At 56.2% G+C, this 20,080-nt stretch carries 20 protein-coding genes; 12 read left to right on the forward strand and 8 right to left on the reverse strand.

Features of this window, described 5'->3' with window-relative positions; all coding sequences use genetic code 11:
• Positions 1–119: 119 nt before the first annotated feature.
• Complete coding sequence (locus IEX01_RS08940; protein ID WP_024561563.1) at positions 120–395, reverse strand: YcgL domain-containing protein; 276 nt, start codon at positions 393–395, stop codon at positions 120–122.
• A 125-nt stretch (positions 396–520) separates the two neighbouring features.
• On the opposite strand from IEX01_RS08940, the gene minC reads away from it, so the two are divergent.
• From minC to minE, 3 genes are read left to right on the forward strand one after another with little or no spacing between them, the layout of a single operon-like run.
• Positions 521–1,222, forward strand: coding sequence for a septum site-determining protein MinC (minC, locus tag IEX01_RS08945; protein WP_188723694.1), 702 nt, complete (start codon positions 521–523; stop codon positions 1,220–1,222).
• Positions 1,223–1,246: 24 nt separating this feature from the next.
• Positions 1,247–2,059: a septum site-determining protein MinD gene (minD, locus tag IEX01_RS08950; protein WP_029591826.1), complete on the forward strand. Its 813-nt coding sequence runs from the start codon at positions 1,247–1,249 to the stop codon at positions 2,057–2,059.
• A 3-nt stretch (positions 2,060–2,062) separates the two neighbouring features.
• On the forward strand, positions 2,063–2,329 hold the full coding sequence (gene minE, locus IEX01_RS08955) for a cell division topological specificity factor MinE (RefSeq protein ID WP_024554730.1): 267 nt from the start codon (positions 2,063–2,065) through the stop codon (positions 2,327–2,329).
• Between the two features lie 109 nt (positions 2,330–2,438).
• On the opposite strand, the gene rnd is transcribed toward minE, so the two are convergent.
• From rnd to yoaA, 5 genes are all read right to left on the reverse strand, one after another.
• Complete coding sequence (gene rnd, locus IEX01_RS08960) at positions 2,439–3,554, reverse strand: ribonuclease D (protein ID WP_188723745.1); 1,116 nt, start codon at positions 3,552–3,554, stop codon at positions 2,439–2,441.
• 83 nt (positions 3,555–3,637) lie between these two features.
• Positions 3,638–5,323, reverse strand: coding sequence for a long-chain-fatty-acid--CoA ligase FadD (gene fadD / locus IEX01_RS08965; RefSeq protein WP_024555724.1), 1,686 nt, complete (start codon positions 5,321–5,323; stop codon positions 3,638–3,640).
• A gap of 205 nt (positions 5,324–5,528) precedes the next feature.
• The gene (locus IEX01_RS08970) at positions 5,529–6,107 is read right to left on the reverse strand and encodes a Slp family lipoprotein (protein ID WP_188723695.1); all 579 of its coding nucleotides are present in this window, start codon (positions 6,105–6,107) and stop codon (positions 5,529–5,531) included.
• Positions 6,108–6,145: 38 nt separating this feature from the next.
• The gene (gene tsaB, locus IEX01_RS08975) at positions 6,146–6,841 is read right to left on the reverse strand and encodes a tRNA (adenosine(37)-N6)-threonylcarbamoyltransferase complex dimerization subunit type 1 TsaB (protein ID WP_048888655.1); all 696 of its coding nucleotides are present in this window, start codon (positions 6,839–6,841) and stop codon (positions 6,146–6,148) included.
• 68 nt (positions 6,842–6,909) lie between these two features.
• A complete protein-coding gene (yoaA, locus tag IEX01_RS08980; RefSeq protein WP_024561565.1) occupies positions 6,910–8,820 on the reverse strand; it encodes a DNA repair helicase YoaA in 1,911 nt (636 codons plus the stop codon).
• Positions 8,821–8,943: 123 nt separating this feature from the next.
• On the opposite strand from yoaA, the gene IEX01_RS08985 reads away from it, so the two are divergent.
• Complete coding sequence (locus IEX01_RS08985; RefSeq protein WP_188723696.1) at positions 8,944–9,288, forward strand: RidA family protein; 345 nt, start codon at positions 8,944–8,946, stop codon at positions 9,286–9,288.
• 21 nt (positions 9,289–9,309) lie between these two features.
• Here IEX01_RS08985 and IEX01_RS08990 read toward each other — a convergent pair whose 3' ends face one another.
• A complete protein-coding gene (locus tag IEX01_RS08990; RefSeq protein ID WP_024555729.1) occupies positions 9,310–9,495 on the reverse strand; it encodes a YoaH family protein in 186 nt (61 codons plus the stop codon).
• Between the two features lie 92 nt (positions 9,496–9,587).
• On the opposite strand from IEX01_RS08990, the gene pabB reads away from it, so the two are divergent.
• From pabB to pdeD, 4 genes are all read left to right on the forward strand, one after another.
• Entirely contained in the window at positions 9,588–10,955 is a 1,368-nt protein-coding gene (pabB, locus tag IEX01_RS08995; protein ID WP_188723746.1) for an aminodeoxychorismate synthase component 1, read from the forward strand.
• Positions 10,955–11,533, forward strand: coding sequence for a CoA pyrophosphatase (locus IEX01_RS09000; RefSeq protein WP_024555731.1), 579 nt, complete (start codon positions 10,955–10,957; stop codon positions 11,531–11,533). The genes pabB and IEX01_RS09000 overlap by 1 nt, the downstream gene beginning before the upstream one ends.
• 171 nt (positions 11,534–11,704) lie before the next feature.
• Complete coding sequence (gene sdaA, locus IEX01_RS09005; RefSeq protein WP_024555732.1) at positions 11,705–13,069, forward strand: L-serine ammonia-lyase; 1,365 nt, start codon at positions 11,705–11,707, stop codon at positions 13,067–13,069.
• A 125-nt stretch (positions 13,070–13,194) separates the two neighbouring features.
• Positions 13,195–14,793 carry a cyclic di-3',5'-guanosine monophosphate phosphodiesterase PdeD gene (gene pdeD / locus IEX01_RS09010; RefSeq protein WP_024555733.1) on the forward strand — a complete coding sequence of 533 codons (1,599 nt, stop codon included), beginning with the start codon at positions 13,195–13,197 and terminating at the stop codon, positions 14,791–14,793.
• Positions 14,794–14,799: 6 nt separating this feature from the next.
• On the opposite strand, the gene yoaE is transcribed toward pdeD, so the two are convergent.
• Entirely contained in the window at positions 14,800–16,365 is a 1,566-nt protein-coding gene (gene yoaE / locus IEX01_RS09015) for a CNNM family cation transport protein YoaE (RefSeq protein WP_024555734.1), read from the reverse strand.
• A 471-nt stretch (positions 16,366–16,836) separates the two neighbouring features.
• On the opposite strand from yoaE, the gene manX reads away from it, so the two are divergent.
• The 4 genes from manX to IEX01_RS09035 all read left to right on the forward strand — a co-directional run bounded on the left by manX (position 16,837) and on the right by IEX01_RS09035 (position 20,060).
• A complete protein-coding gene (gene manX, locus IEX01_RS09020; protein WP_188723697.1) occupies positions 16,837–17,808 on the forward strand; it encodes a PTS mannose transporter subunit IIAB in 972 nt (323 codons plus the stop codon).
• A 71-nt stretch (positions 17,809–17,879) separates the two neighbouring features.
• Positions 17,880–18,680, forward strand: coding sequence for a PTS mannose/fructose/sorbose transporter subunit IIC (locus IEX01_RS09025; RefSeq protein ID WP_024555736.1), 801 nt, complete (start codon positions 17,880–17,882; stop codon positions 18,678–18,680).
• A gap of 12 nt (positions 18,681–18,692) precedes the next feature.
• Entirely contained in the window at positions 18,693–19,544 is an 852-nt protein-coding gene (locus IEX01_RS09030; RefSeq protein WP_024555737.1) for a PTS mannose transporter subunit IID, read from the forward strand.
• Between the two features lie 57 nt (positions 19,545–19,601).
• On the forward strand, positions 19,602–20,060 hold the full coding sequence (locus tag IEX01_RS09035) for a DUF986 family protein (protein ID WP_188723698.1): 459 nt from the start codon (positions 19,602–19,604) through the stop codon (positions 20,058–20,060).
• Positions 20,061–20,080: the final 20 nt, after the last annotated feature.

Below are 20,080 nucleotides of genomic sequence, written 5' to 3' on the forward strand. Positions count from 1 at the left end.
ACTATCTCCGCCCGCCGGGCGCGAGTCAATGTTTCAAAGCGTAACAGGATTCAGTATAGAGAGAGGAAAAAACAAACGGCGAAAACGGCCGACGCCGCAAAACGCGGCGTCGGAGCGGGTCAGGCTTTTTTTTGCGCTTCGAGATGCGCTTTCAACAAATTTTCTGGCGGCGGCGGCAATTGCAAATAATAGCCCTGCTCCTGAAGCGCTTGTTTTACTTTATCAAGATCGGCGTGCGCTAATTTTTTCCGTCCGTCTAATGGCAATAGCATTGTCATTATGGGTGTGCCGAAACTTTGCATTAATTCTGTCGGCACCTTCGAAAAATCGTCTTTTTTTTCAACATACAGATAAGTCTGTTCGCGACGGGAACTTTTATAGATCACACAAAACATGTTTTTACTCTGTTTAGCCAGATGGTGACTTGCCTCAATATAACGGGGACTATAACATGCCTGACGTGCTACGGAATATCATCCCACCTCGGTGGGTGGTTAAAACTGAATTGAGTAAGGCCAGGATGTCAAACACGCCCATCGAGCTTAAAGGCAGCAGTTTCACGTTATCAGTGGTTCATTTGCATGACGCTCACCCGGAAGTTATTCGCAAAGCGCTGGAAGACAAAATAGCTCAGGCACCGGCTTTTTTGAAAAACGCGCCTGTGGTTGTGAATATCGCCGGGCTGGAAGGGCCGGTGGACTGGCAGCAAATCTATCGCGCCGTGAAGGCAAGCGGGCTGCATCTGGTGGGCTTCAGCGGCTGTAAGGACGACACGCTGAAAGCGGAGATTGCTCGCGCCGGCATCGCTTTGCTGAATGAAGGTAAAGAGAAGGCCCGGGCGGCGCAGCCTGCCGTGCCTGAAATCCCCGTCGAACCCGTTGTTACTCCCATCACAAAAACGCGAATTATTGATGCGCCAGTCCGATCTGGTCAGCGTATTTATGCCCCGCATTCTGATTTAATTGTGACTAATCACGTCAGCGCGGGTGCGGAGCTCATCGCCGATGGCAACATCCATATCTACGGCATGATGCGAGGACGCGCGCTGGCAGGCGCCAGCGGCGAGCGAGAAGCGCAAATTTTTTGCACAAGCCTTGCGGCGGAACTGGTTTCTATCGCAGGGGTATACTGGCTGAGCGAGCAGATCCCGGCCGAATTTTATAACAAAGCCGCCCGCCTTAGACTGGCTGAGGGCGCTTTGTCTGTTCAACCTTTGATTTAAGCCCTTTTCACAAGGAATTCCTTTATGGCACGCATTATTGTAGTTACATCAGGTAAAGGGGGCGTTGGCAAAACCACCTCCAGCGCGGCCATCGCTACGGGTTTGGCCCAGAAGGGAAAAAAAACCGTTGTTATCGATTTCGATATTGGTCTGCGTAACCTTGACTTGATCATGGGATGTGAACGCCGTGTCGTATACGATTTCGTTAACGTTATCCAGGGCGATGCCACACTTAATCAGGCGCTGATTAAAGACAAAAGGACCGACAACCTTTACATTCTCCCGGCGTCGCAAACGCGCGACAAAGACGCGCTGACGCGTGAAGGGGTGGAGAAGGTCCTGGACGATCTGCAAAAGATGGATTTCGACTTTATCGTGTGCGACTCCCCGGCCGGCATCGAAACCGGCGCGTTGATGGCGCTTTACTTCGCGGACGAAGCTGTGATTACCACCAACCCGGAAGTCTCCTCGGTACGCGATTCAGACCGTATTCTCGGCATTCTGGCCTCCAAATCTCGCCGCGCCGAGAACGGCCACGATCCGATTAAAGAACATCTGCTGCTGACCCGTTACAACCCGGGCCGCGTCAGCAAAGGCGATATGCTGAGCATGGAAGATGTGCTGGAGATCCTGCGCATTCCGCTGGTTGGGGTGATTCCGGAAGATCAATCTGTGCTGCGCGCCTCCAACCAGGGCGAGCCGGTGATTCTGGATACCGCCTCGGACGCAGGCAAAGCGTACGCCGATACCGTTGAACGTCTGTTGGGAGAAGAACGCCCTTTCCGCTTCATTGAAGAAGAGAAGAAAGGTTTCCTCAAACGCCTGTTCGGAGGATAACTCATGGCTTTACTAGACTTTTTTCTCTCACGAAAAAAGAGTACCGCGAACATCGCGAAAGAACGACTGCAAATAATCGTGGCTGAACGTCGACGCAGCGACGCCGAGCCGCATTATTTACCGCAGCTGAAAAGGGATATTCTTGAGGTCATCTGTAAATATGTACAGATTGATCCAGAAATGGTTACGGTCCAGCTCGATCAAAAAGGCGACGATATTTCGGTGCTTGAGCTCAACGTAACGCTGCCGGAAGCGGAAGAGTCGAAATAAAAAAAAGCCCTGGGGTTTTATCCAGGGCTTTTTAATTTCTGACCGGGTTTACGCGTTGCTAAAAATGTAATTTTCGGAACGCGCTCATTGACTGGAAATATATACAGCTTTACCGCACATATTCCTGCAGCAGCGTCTTAATTTCATCGCCCATTAATTTTTCCCGCCAGCCGCTGATTAATTCCGGCAGCATAGTTTGCGTCCTGAGCTGCCAGTGCCAGTTAAGCAACTGGTTAATTTGCCTACGGGAAGCAAGCAGTTCCGCGCTTACGCCTTTCGCCTTGCTTATCTCCTGCACCAGCGCCTTGATGGCTTTGAAAGCGCTGCGATAGCCCGGCATATCAACCAGATTTTGCAGCGGCGCAGGCAGCGCCTCTTCAGGCAGCGCCTGCGCTTCGCTCACCATCGCCAGTAGCGTTTTGCCGTGGAAGCGGATTTCGCTGCCGGAGAGCCCCAGACCGTCGAGTTCGCCAAGGGAGCCAGGCATATAGCGCGCCACCTGCCACAAGTGTTCCTCACGCACCACGAAGTTTACCGCCAGGTCACGCTCGCGCGCTTTACGCAGCCGCCATGCCGCCAGCAACTTCAGACAGGCGAGCTGGCGCGGGCGAAGCTGCCAGGCGTTACCAATTTCGCGCCAGGCCTCTTCCGGGTCCAGCGTTTCGCTGCGGCGCAGCACCATCAGGCGACACTCTTCCAGCGCCGCTTCCAGCCAGCCCACTTCGGCAGTCTCATCCATCAGCTGACGCGCAATGGGCAACAGATACCAGACGTCAGCGGCGGCATAGTCGCACTGGCGATCCGTCAGCGGGCGCGCCAGCCAGTCGGTGCGCGATTCACTCTTGTCGAGCGCCACGCCGGTATATTTCTCAACAAGGGTAGCGAAGCCGCAGGAGAGCGGATTGCCAACGAAAGAGGCCAGCACCTGGGTATCAATAAAGGGCTGCGGCATCATGCCGAAAGCGTTCTGAAACACTTCCAGGTCTTCGCTGCCCGCGTGCAGGAATTTTGTGACTGCATCATCCTGCAATAGCGCCTGAAACGGCGCCCAGTCGGTGATGGTGAGCGGGTCGATAAGCGCTACGGTCTCGCCATCGTAAAGCTGGATGAGGCCAAGCATTGGGTAATAGGTACGGGTTCGGACAAATTCGGTATCCAGCGCCAGCGCCGGAAAACGACGAGCCGCCTCGCAAAGCTGCAAGAGCGCCTCATTGGTGGTAATCATCTGATAATTCAAATCACTCTCTCTTAAGTTTGCGCCCATAAAAAACGCCGGCGGAACCGGCGTCTGGACGACTTCTTCGCAACTCAGGGGGTATTGTTACCCGTGCGGCGCGCTTCGTCACGCAGTTCTCGCCGCAAAATTTTGCCGACGTTGGATTTGGGCAGCTCCTGGCGGAACTCCACCAGCTTCGGCACCTTATAGCCGGTGAGATGCCGACGACAAAAGGTGATAAGCGCCTCTTCGCTAAGGTTCGGATCTTTCTTCACCACGAAGATCTTCACGGTCTCGCCGCTCACGCCTGAAGGCACACCCACGGCCGCCACTTCATGGACGCCGCTGTGCTGCATCACCACATCTTCGATTTCGTTAGGATAGACGTTAAAACCCGAGACCAGGATCATATCTTTTTTACGATCGACGATGCGCATAAAGCCCTGTTCGTCCATGACCGCGATATCGCCGGTGTGCAGCCAACCATCCTTGATTATCTCATCGGTGGCGTCGGGGCGCTGCCAATAACCCAGCATGACCTGCGGCCCTTTCACGCACAGCTCGCCCGGCAGCCCAGGCTCCACTTCCCGCCCTTCGTCATCCACAAGTTTGACTTCTGTTGAAGGCACCGGCAGGCCGATGCTGCCGCTGTGATAGTCGATATCGTGAGGGTTAACGCTTACCAGCGGCGCGCACTCCGTCAGGCCGTAGCCTTCCAGCAGATACTGCCCGGTGAGTTTTACCCAGCGCTCTGCTACCGCATGCTGCACCGGCATGCCGCCGCCTGCGGAAAGATGAAGCGTGGAAAAATCGAGCTGCTGGAACTCTTTGTTGTTCAGCAGCGCGTTGAAAAGCGTATTGACGCCCGTCATGGCGGTGAAGGGGTATTTCGCCAGCTCTTTAACCAGCCCCGGAATATCGCGCGGGTTGGTAATCAGCAGATTTTGTCCGCCCAGCTCAATAAACAGCAGGCAGTTCATGGTCAGCGCGAAGATGTGATAGAGCGGCAAGGCGGTGACCACCAGCTCTTTGCCCCGGTGCAGCAGCGGCCCATAGGTGGCGTTTACCTGCTCAAGATTTGCAAGCATATTGCGGTGCGTTAACATCGCCCCTTTCGCCACGCCGGTCGTGCCACCTGTGTATTGCAGGAAAGCGAGATCTTCCGGCAGCACCTCAGGCTTTACATACTGCAGGCGATAACCCGCGTGCAGTGCGCGGCGAAACGAAATGGCGTCCGGCAGATGGTATTTCGGCACCAGCCGTTTCACATACTTCACGACAAAGTTAACCAGCGTGCCTTTGGTGGCGGAGAGCTGATCGCCCATCCGGGTAAGAATAACGTGCTTCACCTGGGTTTTATCGACGACCTTTTCCAGCGTGTGAGCAAAGTTAGAAACGATAATAATGGCGCTGGCGCCGCTGTCGTTTAGCTGGTGCTCCAGTTCGCGGGGCGTATAGAGCGGGTTGACGTTCACTACAATCATGCCGGCGCGAAGAATGCCGAACAGCGCGACCGGGTATTGCAGCAGGTTCGGCATCATCAGCGCGACGCGGTCCCCTTTCTGCAGACCCAGGCCCTGTTGCAGATAAGCGGCGAAAGCGCGGCTGCGCTCTTCGAGCTTACGGAACGTCATCACCTCGCCCATATTGATAAATGCCGGCTGGTCGGCATAACGCGTGCAGGCGTGTTCGAATAGCTCTACCAGGGACTGATAACGATCGGGATTGATTTCTGCCGGAACGTCGGCCGGATAACGGTTAAGCCAAACCTTCTTCAATGCGTCACCTCTGAAAATCGTATTCGTCGTCATCACAACCCCGCAGCAATAAACATGTTGTTAACATTATTTTAACTCAGCGTACCAGTTTATTAATTAAGCTGGTTTCAGGTTGCGAAGCGCGTCACTAATTATTTTTGTTATGGGTTATAAACAAATAAACAGCGGACCGGCCGCTGTTTATTTTTATTAAAAAATCAACCAGTTACTCGGTTACTATTGTCTGAACTGGCGCGGGGCCAGGGCTATACCAGACGCCGGGACCGTAACCCCAGGGGCGATTGTAAGGCCCCCAGTACCAGGGATCTATCGGCTGTGGCGGCAACATAACCTGTTGCGTAACGCGCCAGCGCTTAAAACCGTTAACCTGCATCACCATATATTTGTAGGTAGCGTCGCCAACTTTCCCTTCAGCGGTGCCGGTTATCGGCCCCACGACGGTGATAAGCTGATTGCGATAGTCGACCGGGTCGAGGAAGGTGCTGACATCGGCGTAAATACGGCCGCGCGACGGCTGACCAAGCAGCGGCCGCGCCCCTTCATCAAGCGGCACGGTGGCAATTTCGAGACGGGTTTTGCCCTGTTCATTCTTCACGTTGATCACTTTGCCGCCGAAACGCGCTTCCTGACCGACATAAAGCTGCGGAGCATTCATGACCCGCGCCAGATCCTGCTGCGGGGTTGGGCTGGTGCCTTTAATGGCATCCGGCACGCTAACGCAACCGCTCAGGGCCAGCACGGCGAACAGCGCCAGCCAGCCCCTTTTTTTCATTTGACTCGCCATACCGCAACTCCTTAACCCAGCGACAGTGCGCTGAGCAACTATTCTCTGCCGGGCAGTTTTTTCCACGCCACTTCGTTACGCAGATAAACCGGCTCGGCGTTTTCTACCGCGACGGTGCGACCGGCAATGAAAAGCTGACAAGCCAGCGGCAGCATATCTTCCGCCGCAGGCAACAGCATCTCGCCGTCGTAAAGCGACAGGCCGCTGTCCTGCGCAAGGCTGGGCCATGCGGGCCAGCCCGTACCCACGGTAGCCCACTCGCCGTCAAGCTGTTTCAACCGTTCGGCAACCGCGTCGGGTTTCAGTACCGCTTCCGTCTCTTCGCCATGCCACACGCCTTCGTGGTCGCGCTGGTATTCGCCCCAGTAAACCTCGCCCATACGGGCGTCGATGGCGGCAAGTACGCGCGTCGCGCCGGTTTTGCGCCAGGCGCCCTGCGCCATCGTGGCAAGCGTTGAAACGCCGATCATCGGCAGGTTCGCGCCAAGCGCCAGGCCCTGGGCGATGCCGATGCCGATACGCACGCCGGTAAAACTGCCGGGGCCACGGCCAAAGGCCAGCGCGCTTAGCTCAGACAGCGAAACGCCGCTCTGGTTCAGGATCTCGCGCACCAGCGGCAGAATGCGCTGGGTATGTTCGCGTGGACAAAGTTCAAAGTGGGCATAGGCGGTACCGTTGTCCCACAGCGCAGCCGAACAGGCTTCTGTGGCGGTATCAATGGCCAGAATTCGCATAGCTAAATTGCACTCTCGCGAGGTGTGGTATTCAAAATGGCGCGCATATTACCATAGTCTGGCATAAATTACTGCGCGCCGCCGTCGGCGAGGAAGCGCGCCGCCTGCTGAATGTCGCGGGTTCGCGGCGTGGGCGGCAGGCTTTTCAGGAAGACGGCGCCATAGGGGCGCATCACCAGCCGGTTATCGCAAATTACCAGCACGCCGCGGTCGTCCACGTCGCGGATAAGTCGCCCTACCCCCTGTTTGAGCGTAATGACAGCGTCCGGCAACTGCACCTCATCGAACGGATCGCCGCCGCGCAGTCGACAATCCTCCATGCGCGCCTTAAGCAGCGGATCGTCCGGGGACGTAAAGGGGAGTTTGTCGATGATGACCAGCGACAGCGTATCGCCGCGTACGTCCACCCCTTCCCAGAAGCTGCTGGTGGCGACCAGCAACGCATTGCCCGCCGTAACGAACTGCTCAAGCAGCTGTCCCTTGCTGGTTTCGCCCTGCAGCAGCACCGGCAGCGAGAGCGTGGCGCGGAACTGCTCCGCCAGCTCGCGCATCATGGCGTGCGAGGTACAGAGCATAAAGCAGCGGCCGTTATTAGCTTCAATCAGCGGCCTTAGCATGGCGGCCAGCGCCCGGCCTGCGTTGGGCTGATTAGGCAACGGCAGGCCGCGCGGCACGCAAAGCAGCGCCTGACGGGCGTAGTCGAAGGGGCTTTGCAGCAGCAGCGTTTTCGCCTCGTCAATGCCCAGCCGCGCCGTGAAGTGGTGCAATTCGTCGTTAACGGAAAGCGTCGCCGAGGTGAAAACCCAGCTTCCCGCTTTTTGCGCCATTACCTCTTTAAACTTATCGGCCACCGTAAGCGGCGTCAGCGCCAGCGTGAAGTGGCGCGAGTTGCACTCATACCAGTAGCTGTAGCCGGGCTTGTTGAACTCTTTAAGCCGTTTGAGGCGGGCGCGATAAAGCGTGGCGCGCTCAAAGGCGGCATCCAGCAAAGCGGAGCGGCCAAGCGAAAGCTTCGCCACGTCGTAGCAAAGCTCCAGCGCGTCATCCAGCAGCAGCAGCGCGCGCTGAATGGAAGCGTCGGCTAACAGCTCGCGTAAATTCCCACGAAACCCCGGATCGCCAAGCTGCATACGGAAATCCTGCGTGCTCTGGGCCAGGCGGTCGGCGCATTTTTGCAGCTGTTGAGTATCTTTGACCTCGGTGCGGTAGGCGATGGTGATATCTTTAGCGAGATCCAGCAGTTGGCGGCTGGAGAGCGACTGGCCGAAATACTGGCTGGCGATATCGGGAAGCTGATGCGCTTCGTCGAAGATCATCACTTCCGCTTGCGGAATAAGCTCTGCGAACCCGCTCTCTTTCACCACCATATCGGCAAGAAACAGATGATGGTTTACCACGACGATATCCGCCTCCATCGCTTTTTTGCGCGCTTTGACGACGAAACAATCTTTATAGAGCGGGCAGTCGCTGCCGAGGCAGTTGTCGTTCGTACTGGTGACGAGTGGCCAGACGGCGGCGTCTTCCGCCACGCGTCCGCATGTGCTGATATCGCCATCCACCGTTTCATTGGCCCAGCCGCGCAGATGAATAACGTCGCTTAAGGTCTGAACCGGCAGGTCGCCTCCCGCCAGCGCCTGTTGCTCCAGCCGTTCAAGACAGAGGTAGTTGGAGCGCCCTTTCAACAGCGCCAGCTTGCCTTTGTATTCCAGCGCCCGCGCCACGGTGGGAAGATCGCGGCTGTAGAGCTGATCCTGCAGCGCTTTCGAGCCGGTTGAAATAATCACCTTTTTGCCGGAGCGTAAAGCGGGCGCGAGGTAAGCGTAAGTTTTCCCGGTGCCGGTGCCTGCCTCCACCACTAAAGGTTCGGCGGCGCCGATAGCTTCAGTCACCGCCTGCGCCATCTGGCGCTGCGGCTCGCGGGGCTTAAAGCCCGGTATCGCTTTGGCTAACTGGCCATCTGCTGCAAAATCGTCCGTCACACTGCCCCCTGGTTAAATTGCCAGTGATTATGTCAGGGCCGACTCCCTTTCGCCAGCCGAAGAGGTGACGTCGGCGGCGGAGTATGCCAGGCTTGCGGCGAAACTTACGAAAAGGAAAAAGTCATGACGATTAAGCGAATCAATCCGGAGGCGCGCTGGTCCGACGCGGTTATCCATAATCAGACCCTTTATTACACTGGCGTGCCGGAAAACCTTGATGCCGAAGCCTATGAACAAACCGGCAATGTGCTGGCGCAGATTGATGAGGTACTAAAGGCGCAGGGCAGCGATAAAACGCAGCTGATTGACGCGACCATTTTTCTGGCTGATGGCGACGACTTCGCCGCCATGAACCGCGCCTGGGATGAATGGGTGGTGGCGGGCCATGCGCCGGTGCGCTGCACCGTGCAGGCGAAGCTGATGAACCCGGCTTATAAAGTGGAAATTAAAATTATCGCCGCCGTATAAAAAAACGCGGGTCGCCCCGCGTTATTCATCTTCTTCTTCATCCTCGAAACGGGCGACGATGCGGTCGCCCTGATGGCTGGCGCGAATTTCTTGCGCCACCTGAGCGATAGCCTGACCGCTGCTCATACCCTGGGCCATCAGCTCCTGAATACGCTCGACCGCTTTCTGCTGCTGCTCATGTGTCAGCGAAGGTAAACCTGCAAACATCGTTAACTCCTGTTACATTGCTGCCGTCAATTATTTCACGCCCCGTGCGCGGACGCCAGACGCCGTCCCGGGGCATAGCGGTGTAGATGTCGATGAAAACCCACTCCTCCCCCACTCTGCTTACGCTTCCCTGGCGCCGCGACGCGCTGCTGGACTATTTCGCCGCGCTGAGCCCTCAGCCCTGGGCGATGCTGCTGCATTCCGGCTTTGCCAGACATCCCCATAACCGGTTCGATATCCTGGTCGCCCAGCCGTTGGCGACGCTGGAAACGCGCGGCGATGAAACGGTTATTCGCCGCGCCGCCACCAGCGAAACCTCTGGGGCCGACCCGCTTACGCTGCTTCAGCGCGAGCTTGACCGTTGCGGCATTACGCCGCAGCCAGCCATGGACCTGCCGTTTCTGGGCGGCGCGCTGGGGCTGTTTGGCTACGATCTCGGGCGTCGTTTTGAGAAGCTGCCGCAACACGCGCAGGCGGACGTTCATGCGCCCGATATGGCGGTGGGGATCTACGACTGGGCGCTTATCGCCGATCATAAGCTTGAACGCCTGACGCTGGTTTGTCACGGCGACGCGCAAGCGCGGCTCGCCTGGCTTCTGGCGCAGAAACCTGAGACTGCCGCGCCGTTTCGCCTCACCAGCCGCTGGCAGGCGAATATGACGCGCGAGCAGTATGGCGAAAAATTCCGCCGCGTACAGGATTATTTGCTGAGCGGCGACTGTTATCAGGTCAACCTGGCGCAGCGTTTTCAGGCAAACTATGAAGGGGATGAGTGGCAGGCGTTTATGCGCCTTAACGAGGCCAACCGCGCCCCCTTCAGCGCCTTTTTGCGCCTGCCGCAGCACGCCATTCTGAGCCTGTCGCCCGAGCGTTTTATTTTGCTTGAGCAAAACGCGATTCAGACCCGGCCGATTAAAGGCACGCTGCCTCGCCTCGCCGACCCGCAGGAAGATGCAAAACAGGCGCAAAAGCTGGCGCGCTCGCCTAAAGATCGCGCTGAAAACCTGATGATTGTCGATCTGCTGCGCAATGACATCGGCCGCGTAGCGACGCCCGGCAGCGTACGGGTGCCCGAGCTTTTTGTCGTAGAACCTTTCCCGGCGGTACATCATCTGGTCAGCACCATTACCGCCACGCTGCCGGAAAACCTGCATGCCACCGACCTGCTGCGCGCCGCGTTTCCCGGCGGTTCTATCACCGGCGCGCCTAAAGTGCGGGCAATGGCGATAATCGAGGAGCTTGAGCCTCAGCGACGCAACGCCTGGTGCGGCAGCGTGGGCTATATCAGCTTTTGCGGCAATATGGACACCAGTATTACCATTCGCACCCTCACCGCGCAAAACGGCACGCTTTATTGCTCCGCCGGCGGCGGCATCGTGGCCGACAGCGAGGCGTCAGCGGAATATCAGGAAACTTTTGATAAAGTTAATCGTATTCTGCGCACTCTTGAGGAGGAATAATGCAGACGACGGAATTGTCACTGGACACTTTTTTATCGCGTTTTCAACTGCTGCGCCCGCAGGTGAATAAGGCCTCGCTTAATCAGCGCCAGGCGGCGGTTCTGGTGCCGATAGTGCGCCGCCCCGAGCCAGGGTTGCTGCTGACCCAGCGCTCAGCGCAACTTCGCAAGCACGCAGGCCAAGTCGCCTTTCCCGGCGGCGCCGTGGATGACACTGACGCCTCTTTAATCGCCGCCGCATTGCGGGAAGCGCAGGAAGAGGTCGCTATTCCTCCCGAAGCCGTAGACGTTATCGGCGTACTGCCGCCGGTAGACAGCGTAACCGGTTTTCAGGTTACGCCAGTCGTGGGCATCATTCCGCCCAATCTGCATTATCACGCAAGCCAGGATGAAGTGGCGGCGGTGTTTGAAATGCCGCTTGCCGAAGCGCTGCGGCTGGGGCGCTATCATCCGCTCGATATCCATCGCCGGGGCAACAGCCACCGCGTCTGGCTCTCCTGGTATCAGCATTATTTTGTCTGGGGAATGACCGCAGGCATTATTCGTGAGCTGGCTCTCCAGATAGGCTTTAAACCCTGACTCGTATTGTGTGTAAAAAATTGCGATCCACAGCACTTTATTAGGTTGATTGGCGTTAGCCATTAGTATAATTCATGTGAATAGTTAACAGCGCAGAACAATAACCTCTTACACTATGCGCAGTTTTCACATCGTCATTGATATCACAATGACCCTGTCAGGAGTTAAAGCGTGATTAGTATATTCGACATGTTTAAGGTGGGCATTGGTCCCTCCTCTTCCCATACCGTAGGGCCGATGAAGGCCGGGAAGCAGTTCGTCGATGATCTGGTCGAAAAAGGATTACTCGAAGACGTCACCCGCGTTGCGGTGGATGTTTACGGTTCACTGTCGCTGACCGGCAAAGGACACCATACCGATATCGCCATTATTATGGGCCTCGCGGGCAACGAGCCGGCGACGGTGGATATCGACGCCATTCCCGCATTTATCCGCGACGTAGAAGCGCGCGGCCGCCTGCTGCTGGCGCTGGGACGTCATGAAGTGGATTTTCCGAAAGACAACGGCATGCGTTTTCACAGCGATAACCTTTCGCTGCACGAAAACGGCATGCAGATCCACGCTTTTAAGGGCGAAACGCTGCTTTACAGCAAAACGTACTACTCCATCGGCGGCGGTTTTATCGTTGACGAAGAGAATTTTGGTAAAGACGCCGCCAGCGAAGTGACCGTGCCGTATGCGTTTGATTCCGCAAAAGCGCTGCTGGCGCACTGCCGGGAAACCGGCCTTTCTCTCTCTGGTCTGGTGATGCAGAACGAACTGGCGCTGCACAGCAAGAAAGAGATTGAAGAGTACTTTGCGAACGTCTGGCAGACCATGCGCGCCTGTATCGATCGCGGGATGAATACCGAAGGCGTATTGCCAGGCCCTCTGCGCGTACCGCGTCGCGCCTCCGCGCTGCGCCGTATGCTGGTCTCCAGCGATAAGCTTTCTAACGACCCGATGATCGTCGTTGACTGGGTGAACATGTTCGCGCTGGCGGTGAACGAAGAAAACGCGGCGGGCGGTCGCGTGGTGACTGCGCCGACCAACGGCGCATGCGGCATCGTCCCGGCGGTGCTGGCGTATTACGATCACTTTATCGAATCGGTTAGCCCCGATATCTACATCCGCTATTTCCTGGCGGCGGGCGCTATCGGCGCGCTTTATAAAATGAACGCGTCTATTTCAGGCGCGGAAGTGGGCTGCCAGGGTGAAGTGGGCGTCGCCTGCTCAATGGCGGCGGCGGGTCTCGCCGAGCTGCTGGGCGCAAGCCCTGAACAGGTGTGCGTAGCGGCGGAGATAGGCATGGAGCATAACCTGGGCCTGACCTGCGACCCGGTTGCCGGCCAGGTGCAGGTGCCGTGCATCGAGCGTAACGCCATTGCCTCCGTGAAGGCGATTAACGCCGCGCGCATGGCGATGCGCCGCACCAGCGAGCCGCGCGTCTCTCTCGATAAAGTAATCGAAACCATGTACGAAACCGGCAAAGACATGAACGCGAAATACCGCGAAACTTCGCGTGGCGGTTTAGCCATTAAAGTCCAGTGCGACTAATCAATCGAAGCGCCGCTCCCGCGGCGCTTTTTCTTTCTCTGCCAGCAAATCCTTCTGCACGAACCCCGCTACACTTGCTATGTTATTACTCACCTTTCGCCAGTAGCTTTAAGGGTTAATCAGGGATGCTCACTGCGCAGCGCATAGTCAAAACCTATCGCCGAAAAAGAATTATTGTCTGTCTCGCACTGGCAATTGCAACGCTGCTGTTAACCACAGGCGTGCGTTACCTTACCGAACGTAACCGTAACGACCAGCGCGTTACGCTGTTTACTGCCCGTGCGGTGGCGACCGTCGAGAGCCTGCTCGAACCGCTGGCCGCCGCACGCAGCGCGTTGTTCCCGCTGGTCGGTCAGCCTTGTGAAAACGTCGAAGGTCCACTACGCGTGGAAACCGCGCGATTGCAAACGTTGCGCGCCATTGTGCTGGTTAAGGACGGTGTTGTTTATTGCTCCAGCATCTTCGGCAGCCGTAACGAAATGCTGCGGCAGCTGCAACCGAAGCTGCCCTCTCCCTACCCGCAAATGCTGCTGACGCGCGACAACTCTTTGCTGAAAGGCAGTTCTGTATTGATTATCTGGACGCCGACATCGCCAGACGGCCAGGATGGCATTCTTCAGGCGCTGAATATCGAGCTGCTAGCCAGACTGATGCTCGAGCCCGCCCGCCCCTGGGTTGACCACGTGGTGCTGAACGTAGGCGATGTGCATCTGGAATATGGTAAAGGCGTGGTGCAAAGCCTGCCGGGCGAGCCGGGGCTTGAAACGCGGGAAGGCGTTTCCGGACGCTTTCCTTTTTCGGTCACGGTTATTGGCCCGCCTGGCGATCGTCTCGCGCTGAAGGCGCTGCCGGGTCAACTGCCGCTGGCGCTGATTTTAAGCCTGTTGATCGGCTATATCGCCTGGCTTGCCACCGCGGGCAGAATGAGCTTTTCCCATGAAATCAACCTTGGGCTCGCCGCCCGGGAATTTGAAATATATTGCCAGCCGTTGGTCAATGCGCGTAATCAGCAGTGCACCGGCGTTGAAATTCTGCTGCGCTGGAACAATCCGCGCCAGGGCTTTATCTCTCCGGATGTGTTTATTCCGCTGGCCGAACAGCAAAACCTTATCGCGCCGCTGACGCGCTATGTGCTGGCGGAAACGGCGAGTCAACTGCATCATTTTCCCGTTTCGCCGCACTTCCATATTGGCATTAACGTGGCGGCGAGCCATTTCCACCGCGGAAAAATCGTAGAGGATTTACAGCAATTCTGGTTTGCGCGTCAGCCTTCGCAGCCGCTTTTCCTTGAGCTTACCGAGCGGGACGCCCTGCCGGATGTGGACCACCGTGTCGTGCGGGATCTGCACCAACTGGGCGTTAAGCTGGCAATTGATGATTTCGGCACCGGGCAAAGCTCCCTTGCTTACCTTGAGATGCTCCACCCCGACGTGCTGAAGATAGATAAAACCTTTACGGCTGCGATTGGCACAGACGCTGTGAATTCAACCGTCACCGATATCATTATCGCGCTGGGAAACCGGCTGCATATCGACCTGGTGGCTGAAGGGGTGGAAACGGCGGAACAGGCCGCCTATCTGCGCCGTCGGGGCGTTACGGCGCTGCAGGGTTACCTGTACGCCAGACCGATGCCGCTGCATGCCTTCCCGGCCTGGCTTGAGACTCATCCTGACGCTGAGAATAAAAAAAACGGCGCCGCTTTGGGGGCGGCGCCGTTGCGTTAGTTCGCGTTACTCTTCTTCATCGTGGTGCGGCGTCTCTTTCACTACCCGCACCATGTCCACGCGGTATTTGTTTGCTTCAACGATGGTGATGCGTAAAGGCGCCACTTCCAGTTCATCGCCCGGACGCGGGATCTGGCCGTTTACCGCGATCACCAAACCGGCGACTGTCGCGATATCTTCTTCGTCATTCACCAGCGTGTTGATTTCAAGGTGCTGCTGCAGTGCATGCAGGTCCGTGCTGCCTTTCACCAGCCAACCGTCATCGCCGTCGCGCGTGATTTCCGGCGTTTCGTCAGCATCCGGGAATTCACCGGCAATCGCCTCCAGCACATCCAGCGGCGTAACCAGCCCCTGAACAACGCCAAACTCGTTGTTAACGATAACGAAGCTGCCGCGGGCGCGACGCAGCACGCCAAGGAGGTTGATAGGATCCAGCGTTTCAGGCACGACGATAGCTGGCGTGGCCGACGCGATAGCGGCGACGTCGACGCCCTCTTCCAGCGCAACCAGTAACTCCTTAGCGCGAACCACGCCAATCAGCTCATCAAGCTCGCCACGGCAAACCGGGAACAGGCTGTGCGGAGAAGAGAGCAGCTGTTCGCGAATTTCATCCACGCTGCGATCGGCATCCACCCAGCTAATTTCACCGCGCGGTGTCATGATGCTGCGCAGGGAGCGAGAAGCCAGCGTCAATACGCCGTTTATCATGTAGCGTTCTTCTTCAGCAAAGGCTTCGTCATGCACCGGCACTACCGCATTCGTATTCTCCGCCTGCGGCTGGGCGCTCTTCTGGCGGCGGTTGCCCATCAGGCGCAGAATGGCTTCTGCGGTGCGGGCGCGCAGCGGTAGACGAGACTGGTGCTTGATAAAGTTACGACGGGCGATCTGGTTAAAGAGCTCGATAATAATAGAGAAGCCGATAGCCGCGTAGAGGTATCCCTTCGGAATATGGAAACCAAACCCTTCCGCTACCAGACTCAGACCAATCATGAGCAGGAAGCTCAGACAGAGCACCACGACCGTCGGGTGCTGGTTCACAAAGTTAGTCAGCGGTTTCGACGCGAGCAGCATCACGCCCATCGCAATAACCACAGCCGCCATCATCACCGGCAGATGGTTAACCATGCCGACAGCGGTAATCACCGCATCCAGAGAGAAGACCGCGTCCAGCACCACAATTTGCAGCACGACGACCCAGAAGCTCGCGTAGCCTTTGCCATGCGTATCGTCATGCTGGCGGTTCTCCAGCCTTTCATGCAGCTCGGTGGTCGCTTTAAACAGCAGGAAAATACCCCCGAGCAGCATGATCAAATCACGCCCCGAGAAAGTGAAATCCCAGACGGTGAACAGCGGACGGGTGAGCGTTACCATCCACGAAATCAGCGACAACAGGCCCAGACGCATAACCAGAGCCAGCGAAAGCCCGATAAGACGCGCTTTGTCTCGCTGCTTTGGCGGCAGTTTATCCGCAAGGATGGCGATAAAAACGAGGTTGTCGATGCCCAGAACGATTTCCAGCACAACCAGCGTTAATAAGCCCGCCCAGATAGAAGGGTCCATTAAGAATTCCATGCGTTGCTCCTGCTAAAGGAATGACTAAACGGCACCCCAAAATATGTGGGCGCTAAAAGGGAATAAACAGAGGATAAATACGGAGAAACGCCAGGCTGGCGCAAGGCCGCGACGGGCCAAAAGGTGTTACGGCGTCGGTGACGGTCCATAGGGTGGGCTACTGCCCGCTACTCCTTAAGATTAAACAGAAAGCTACATTAACAAAGCCATTACGGCTTTGGCAAAGATTTACCAGAATTTGCAATTTTCCTGACACTTCTTTCGCCCATATTTTAGCGCATCGTGCGCGAGTGTGAGACATGCCTCAATAACAGAGCTTCGTCACATAAAATATTTTTTCACTGTCTAAAATAATTCGCGTAACAGATTCTTTTTATTAACAAACCCCTTTTTTTGCATTGGTTCGGTACGCCGAAACTCGTTCTTGATGCGCCCTGAACGGCGCGTTCGGACTCACAAAGGAGGTAGCAAGTGACTATTGCTATTGTCATAGGCACGCACGGTTGGGCTGCGGAACAACTGCTGAAAACCGCCGAAATGCTGTTAGGCGAGCAGGAAAACGTAGGCTGGATTGATTTTGTTCCCGGCGAAAATGCCGAAACGCTGATTGAGAAATATAACGCCCAGCTGGAAAAGCTGGATACCGCAAGTGGTGTGCTGTTTCTCGTCGATACCTGGGGCGGCAGCCCTTTCAACGCCGCCAGCCGTATTGTCGTCGATAAAGAGCATCATGAAGTTGTCGCTGGGGTCAACATCCCCATGCTGGTTGAAACCCTGATGGCCCGTGATGACAACCCCACGTTTGATGAGCTGGTGGCGCTGGCGGTGGAGACGGGTCGCGAAGGCGTGAAGGCGCTGAAAGCGAAACCGGCGGAAAAGGCGGCTCCCGCGACGGTGGCGGCTCCCGCTCAGAAAACCACCGCGCCAGCCAAACCGATGGGTCCGAACGATTATATGGTCATCGGCCTTGCCCGTATCGATGACCGTTTGATTCACGGTCAGGTGGCGACGCGCTGGACCAAAGAGACCAACGTTACGCGCATTATTGTGGTCAGCGATGAAGTAGCCGCTGATACGGTGCGTAAGACGTTGTTGACGCAAGTCGCCCCGCCGGGGGTAACCGCGCATGTGGTGGACGTGGCGAAAATGATCCGCGTTTATAACAACCCTAAATATGCGCGCGAGCGCGTCATGCTGCTCTTCACTAACCCGACCGACGTGGAGCGTGTGGTCGAAGGCGGCATTAAGATCACCTCAGTTAACATCGGCGGCATGGCCTATCGCCAGGGCAAAACCCAGGTTAACAATGCCGTATCGGTGGATGAAAAAGATATTGAGGCCTTCCGGAAACTCAACGAACGCGGCATTGAGCTGGAAGTTCGTAAAGTCTCTAACGATCCCAAACTGAAAATGATGGATTTGATCAGCAAAGTAGCGCGCTGACGGCGGCGCCTTGCTGAAGGCGTTTTTTACTCAGTTCACCTCTAAGTAGTTAATGGCATAGGAGAAGTACAATGGAGATTACCACTCTTCAGATTGTGCTAGTGTTCATCGTCGCCTGTATTGCCGGTATGGAATCGGTGCTGGATGAATTTCAGTTTCACCGTCCCCTGGTAGCCTGTACGTTAGTCGGCGCCGTGCTGGGCGATATGAAAACCGGCATCATCATCGGCGGTACGCTGGAAATGATTGCTTTGGGCTGGATGAACATCGGCGCCGCCGTCGCGCCCGATGCGGCGCTGGCGTCGATTATTTCCGCGATCCTGGTTATTGCGGGCCATCAGAGCATTGGCGCAGGTATCGCCCTTGCTATTCCGCTCGCAGCGGCAGGTCAGGTGCTGACGATTATCGTGCGTACGATTACCGTGGGCTTCCAGCACGCGGCAGACAGTGCGGCGGAGAAAGGCAATCTTACGGCGCTTTCCTGGATCCACGTCTCGTCCCTTTTCTTACAGGCGATGCGCATCGCTATCCCGGCGGTTATTGTGGCGATTTCTGTCGGCACCAGTGAAGTGCAGAACATGCTAAACGCTATTCCGGAAGTGGTAACTGGCGGTCTTAATATCGCGGGCGGCATGATCGTCGTCGTCGGTTATGCGATGGTCATTAATATGATGCGCGCAGGCTACCTGATGCCGTTCTTCTATCTCGGCTTTGTGACTGCAGCCTTTACTAACTTTAACCTGGTGGCGCTGGGCGTTATCGGCGCGGTAATGGCGGTGCTTTATATTCAGCTGAGCCCGAAATACAACCGTTCCGCAGCGGCCCCTGCGCAGGCTGCCGGTGCTAACGATCTTGATAACGAACTGGATTAACAGGTGAGCGAAATGGTTGATATGACAAAAACAACAGGCGAGAAAAAACTCACTCCTGGCGATGTTCGCAGCGTATTCCTTCGCTCTAACCTCTTCCAGGGTTCATGGAACTTCGAACGCATGCAGGCGCTCGGCTTCTGTTTCTCCATGGTGCCGGTCATCAGACGGCTCTATCCGGAAAACAACGAAGCGCGACGTCAGGCTATCAAACGCCATCTGGAGTTTTTTAACACGCATCCTTACGTCGCCGCTCCTGTGCTTGGCGTGACGCTCGCTATGGAAGAGCAGCGCGCCAACGGCGCCGAAATTGACGATGGCGCCATTAACGGGATCAAAGTAGGTTTGATGGGACCGCTCGCAGGCGTCGGCGACCCGATTTTCTGGGGAACCGTGCGTCCGGTATTCGCAGCGCTCGGCGCAGGCATTGCAATGAGCGGCAGCCTGCTTGGGCCGTTGCTGTTTTTTGTGTTCTTTAACCTTATCCGCCTTGCCACCCGCTATTACGGCGTGGCCTATGGCTACCGCAAAGGGGTGGATATTGTTAAAGATATGGGCGGCGGCTTTCTGCAAAAGTTGACGGAAGGGGCATCAATACTCGGTCTGTTTGTTATGGGGGCGCTGGTTAACAAGTGGACCCACGTCAACATTCCGCTGGTTGTCTCGCGCATCACTGACCAGACGGGCGCTGAAAAAGTCACGACGGTGCAGACTATCCTCGACCAGTTGATGCCGGGCCTGGTACCGCTGCTGCTGACCTTCGCCTGTATGTGGCTGCTGCGCAGAAAAGTTAACCCGCTGTGGATTATCGTGGGCTTCTTTGTTATCGGCATCGCCGGCTACGCGGTTGGTTTGCTGGGTCAATAATTAGTATTTATGCTGCCGGGGGCTTGTTGCTCCCGGCTTTTTTTTGATGGAGAAAGTATGACGCTTACGGATGGAGTTTTACTGCTGTGCATCCTCCTCCTGCTTGGCTGGGCTATTTATGATGAATGGATAATGGATAAACGCTACGGCAAGACGTTGCTGGCGGTCCCTTTGTTGAGGCGTGGCCGTGTCGACAGCCTGATTTTTGTCGGTCTGACGGCCATTCTTATCTATCAAAATGTTACGCAACGGGGGACGACGCTGACGCTCTGGTTATTGTGCGCGCTGGCGCTGGTCGTTATTTATCTTTTCTGGATCCGCATTCCCAAAATCCGCTTTAAAGCGCAGGGCTTTTTCTTTGCCGGCGCCTGGATAAAATATAACCGCATTAAAGTTATGAATTTATCCGAAGACGGCGTACTGGTAATGGAATTAGAACAACGCCGGTTACTTATCCGTGTGAGAAATATAGACGACCTGGAGAGGATCTCTCATTTTCTCTTGAAAAGTCAATAGGATGAATATATAGCAACGGC

The sequence above is a fragment of the Franconibacter daqui genome, from assembly GCF_014644275.1.
Lineage (GTDB): Bacteria > Pseudomonadota > Gammaproteobacteria > Enterobacterales > Enterobacteriaceae > Franconibacter > Franconibacter pulveris.

Excerpts from the sequence above, each read along its gene's own strand:
- IEX01_RS08985 (WP_188723696.1), top strand. The coding sequence starts at position 8,944 with ATGACGATTAAGCGAATCAATCCGGAGGCGCGCTGGTCCGACGCGGTT.
- IEX01_RS08970 (WP_188723695.1), bottom strand. The coding sequence starts at position 6,107 with ATGGCGAGTCAAATGAAAAAAAGGGGCTGGCTGGCGCTGTTCGCCGTG.
- IEX01_RS08940 (WP_024561563.1), bottom strand. The coding sequence starts at position 395 with ATGTTTTGTGTGATCTATAAAAGTTCCCGTCGCGAACAGACTTATCTG.
- minD (WP_029591826.1), top strand. The coding sequence starts at position 1,247 with ATGGCACGCATTATTGTAGTTACATCAGGTAAAGGGGGCGTTGGCAAA.
- pabB (WP_188723746.1), top strand. The coding sequence starts at position 9,588 with ATGAAAACCCACTCCTCCCCCACTCTGCTTACGCTTCCCTGGCGCCGC.
- IEX01_RS09000 (WP_024555731.1), top strand. The coding sequence starts at position 10,955 with ATGCAGACGACGGAATTGTCACTGGACACTTTTTTATCGCGTTTTCAA.
- rnd (WP_188723745.1), bottom strand. The coding sequence starts at position 3,554 with ATGATTACCACCAATGAGGCGCTCTTGCAGCTTTGCGAGGCGGCTCGT.
- yoaE (WP_024555734.1), bottom strand. The coding sequence starts at position 16,365 with ATGGAATTCTTAATGGACCCTTCTATCTGGGCGGGCTTATTAACGCTG.
- IEX01_RS09025 (WP_024555736.1), top strand. The coding sequence starts at position 17,880 with ATGGAGATTACCACTCTTCAGATTGTGCTAGTGTTCATCGTCGCCTGT.
- IEX01_RS09030 (WP_024555737.1), top strand. The coding sequence starts at position 18,693 with ATGGTTGATATGACAAAAACAACAGGCGAGAAAAAACTCACTCCTGGC.
- minE (WP_024554730.1), top strand. The coding sequence starts at position 2,063 with ATGGCTTTACTAGACTTTTTTCTCTCACGAAAAAAGAGTACCGCGAAC.
- IEX01_RS08990 (WP_024555729.1), bottom strand. The coding sequence starts at position 9,495 with ATGTTTGCAGGTTTACCTTCGCTGACACATGAGCAGCAGCAGAAAGCG.
- minC (WP_188723694.1), top strand. The coding sequence starts at position 521 with ATGTCAAACACGCCCATCGAGCTTAAAGGCAGCAGTTTCACGTTATCA.
- IEX01_RS09035 (WP_188723698.1), top strand. The coding sequence starts at position 19,602 with ATGACGCTTACGGATGGAGTTTTACTGCTGTGCATCCTCCTCCTGCTT.
- pdeD (WP_024555733.1), top strand. The coding sequence starts at position 13,195 with ATGCTCACTGCGCAGCGCATAGTCAAAACCTATCGCCGAAAAAGAATT.
- tsaB (WP_048888655.1), bottom strand. The coding sequence starts at position 6,841 with ATGCGAATTCTGGCCATTGATACCGCCACAGAAGCCTGTTCGGCTGCG.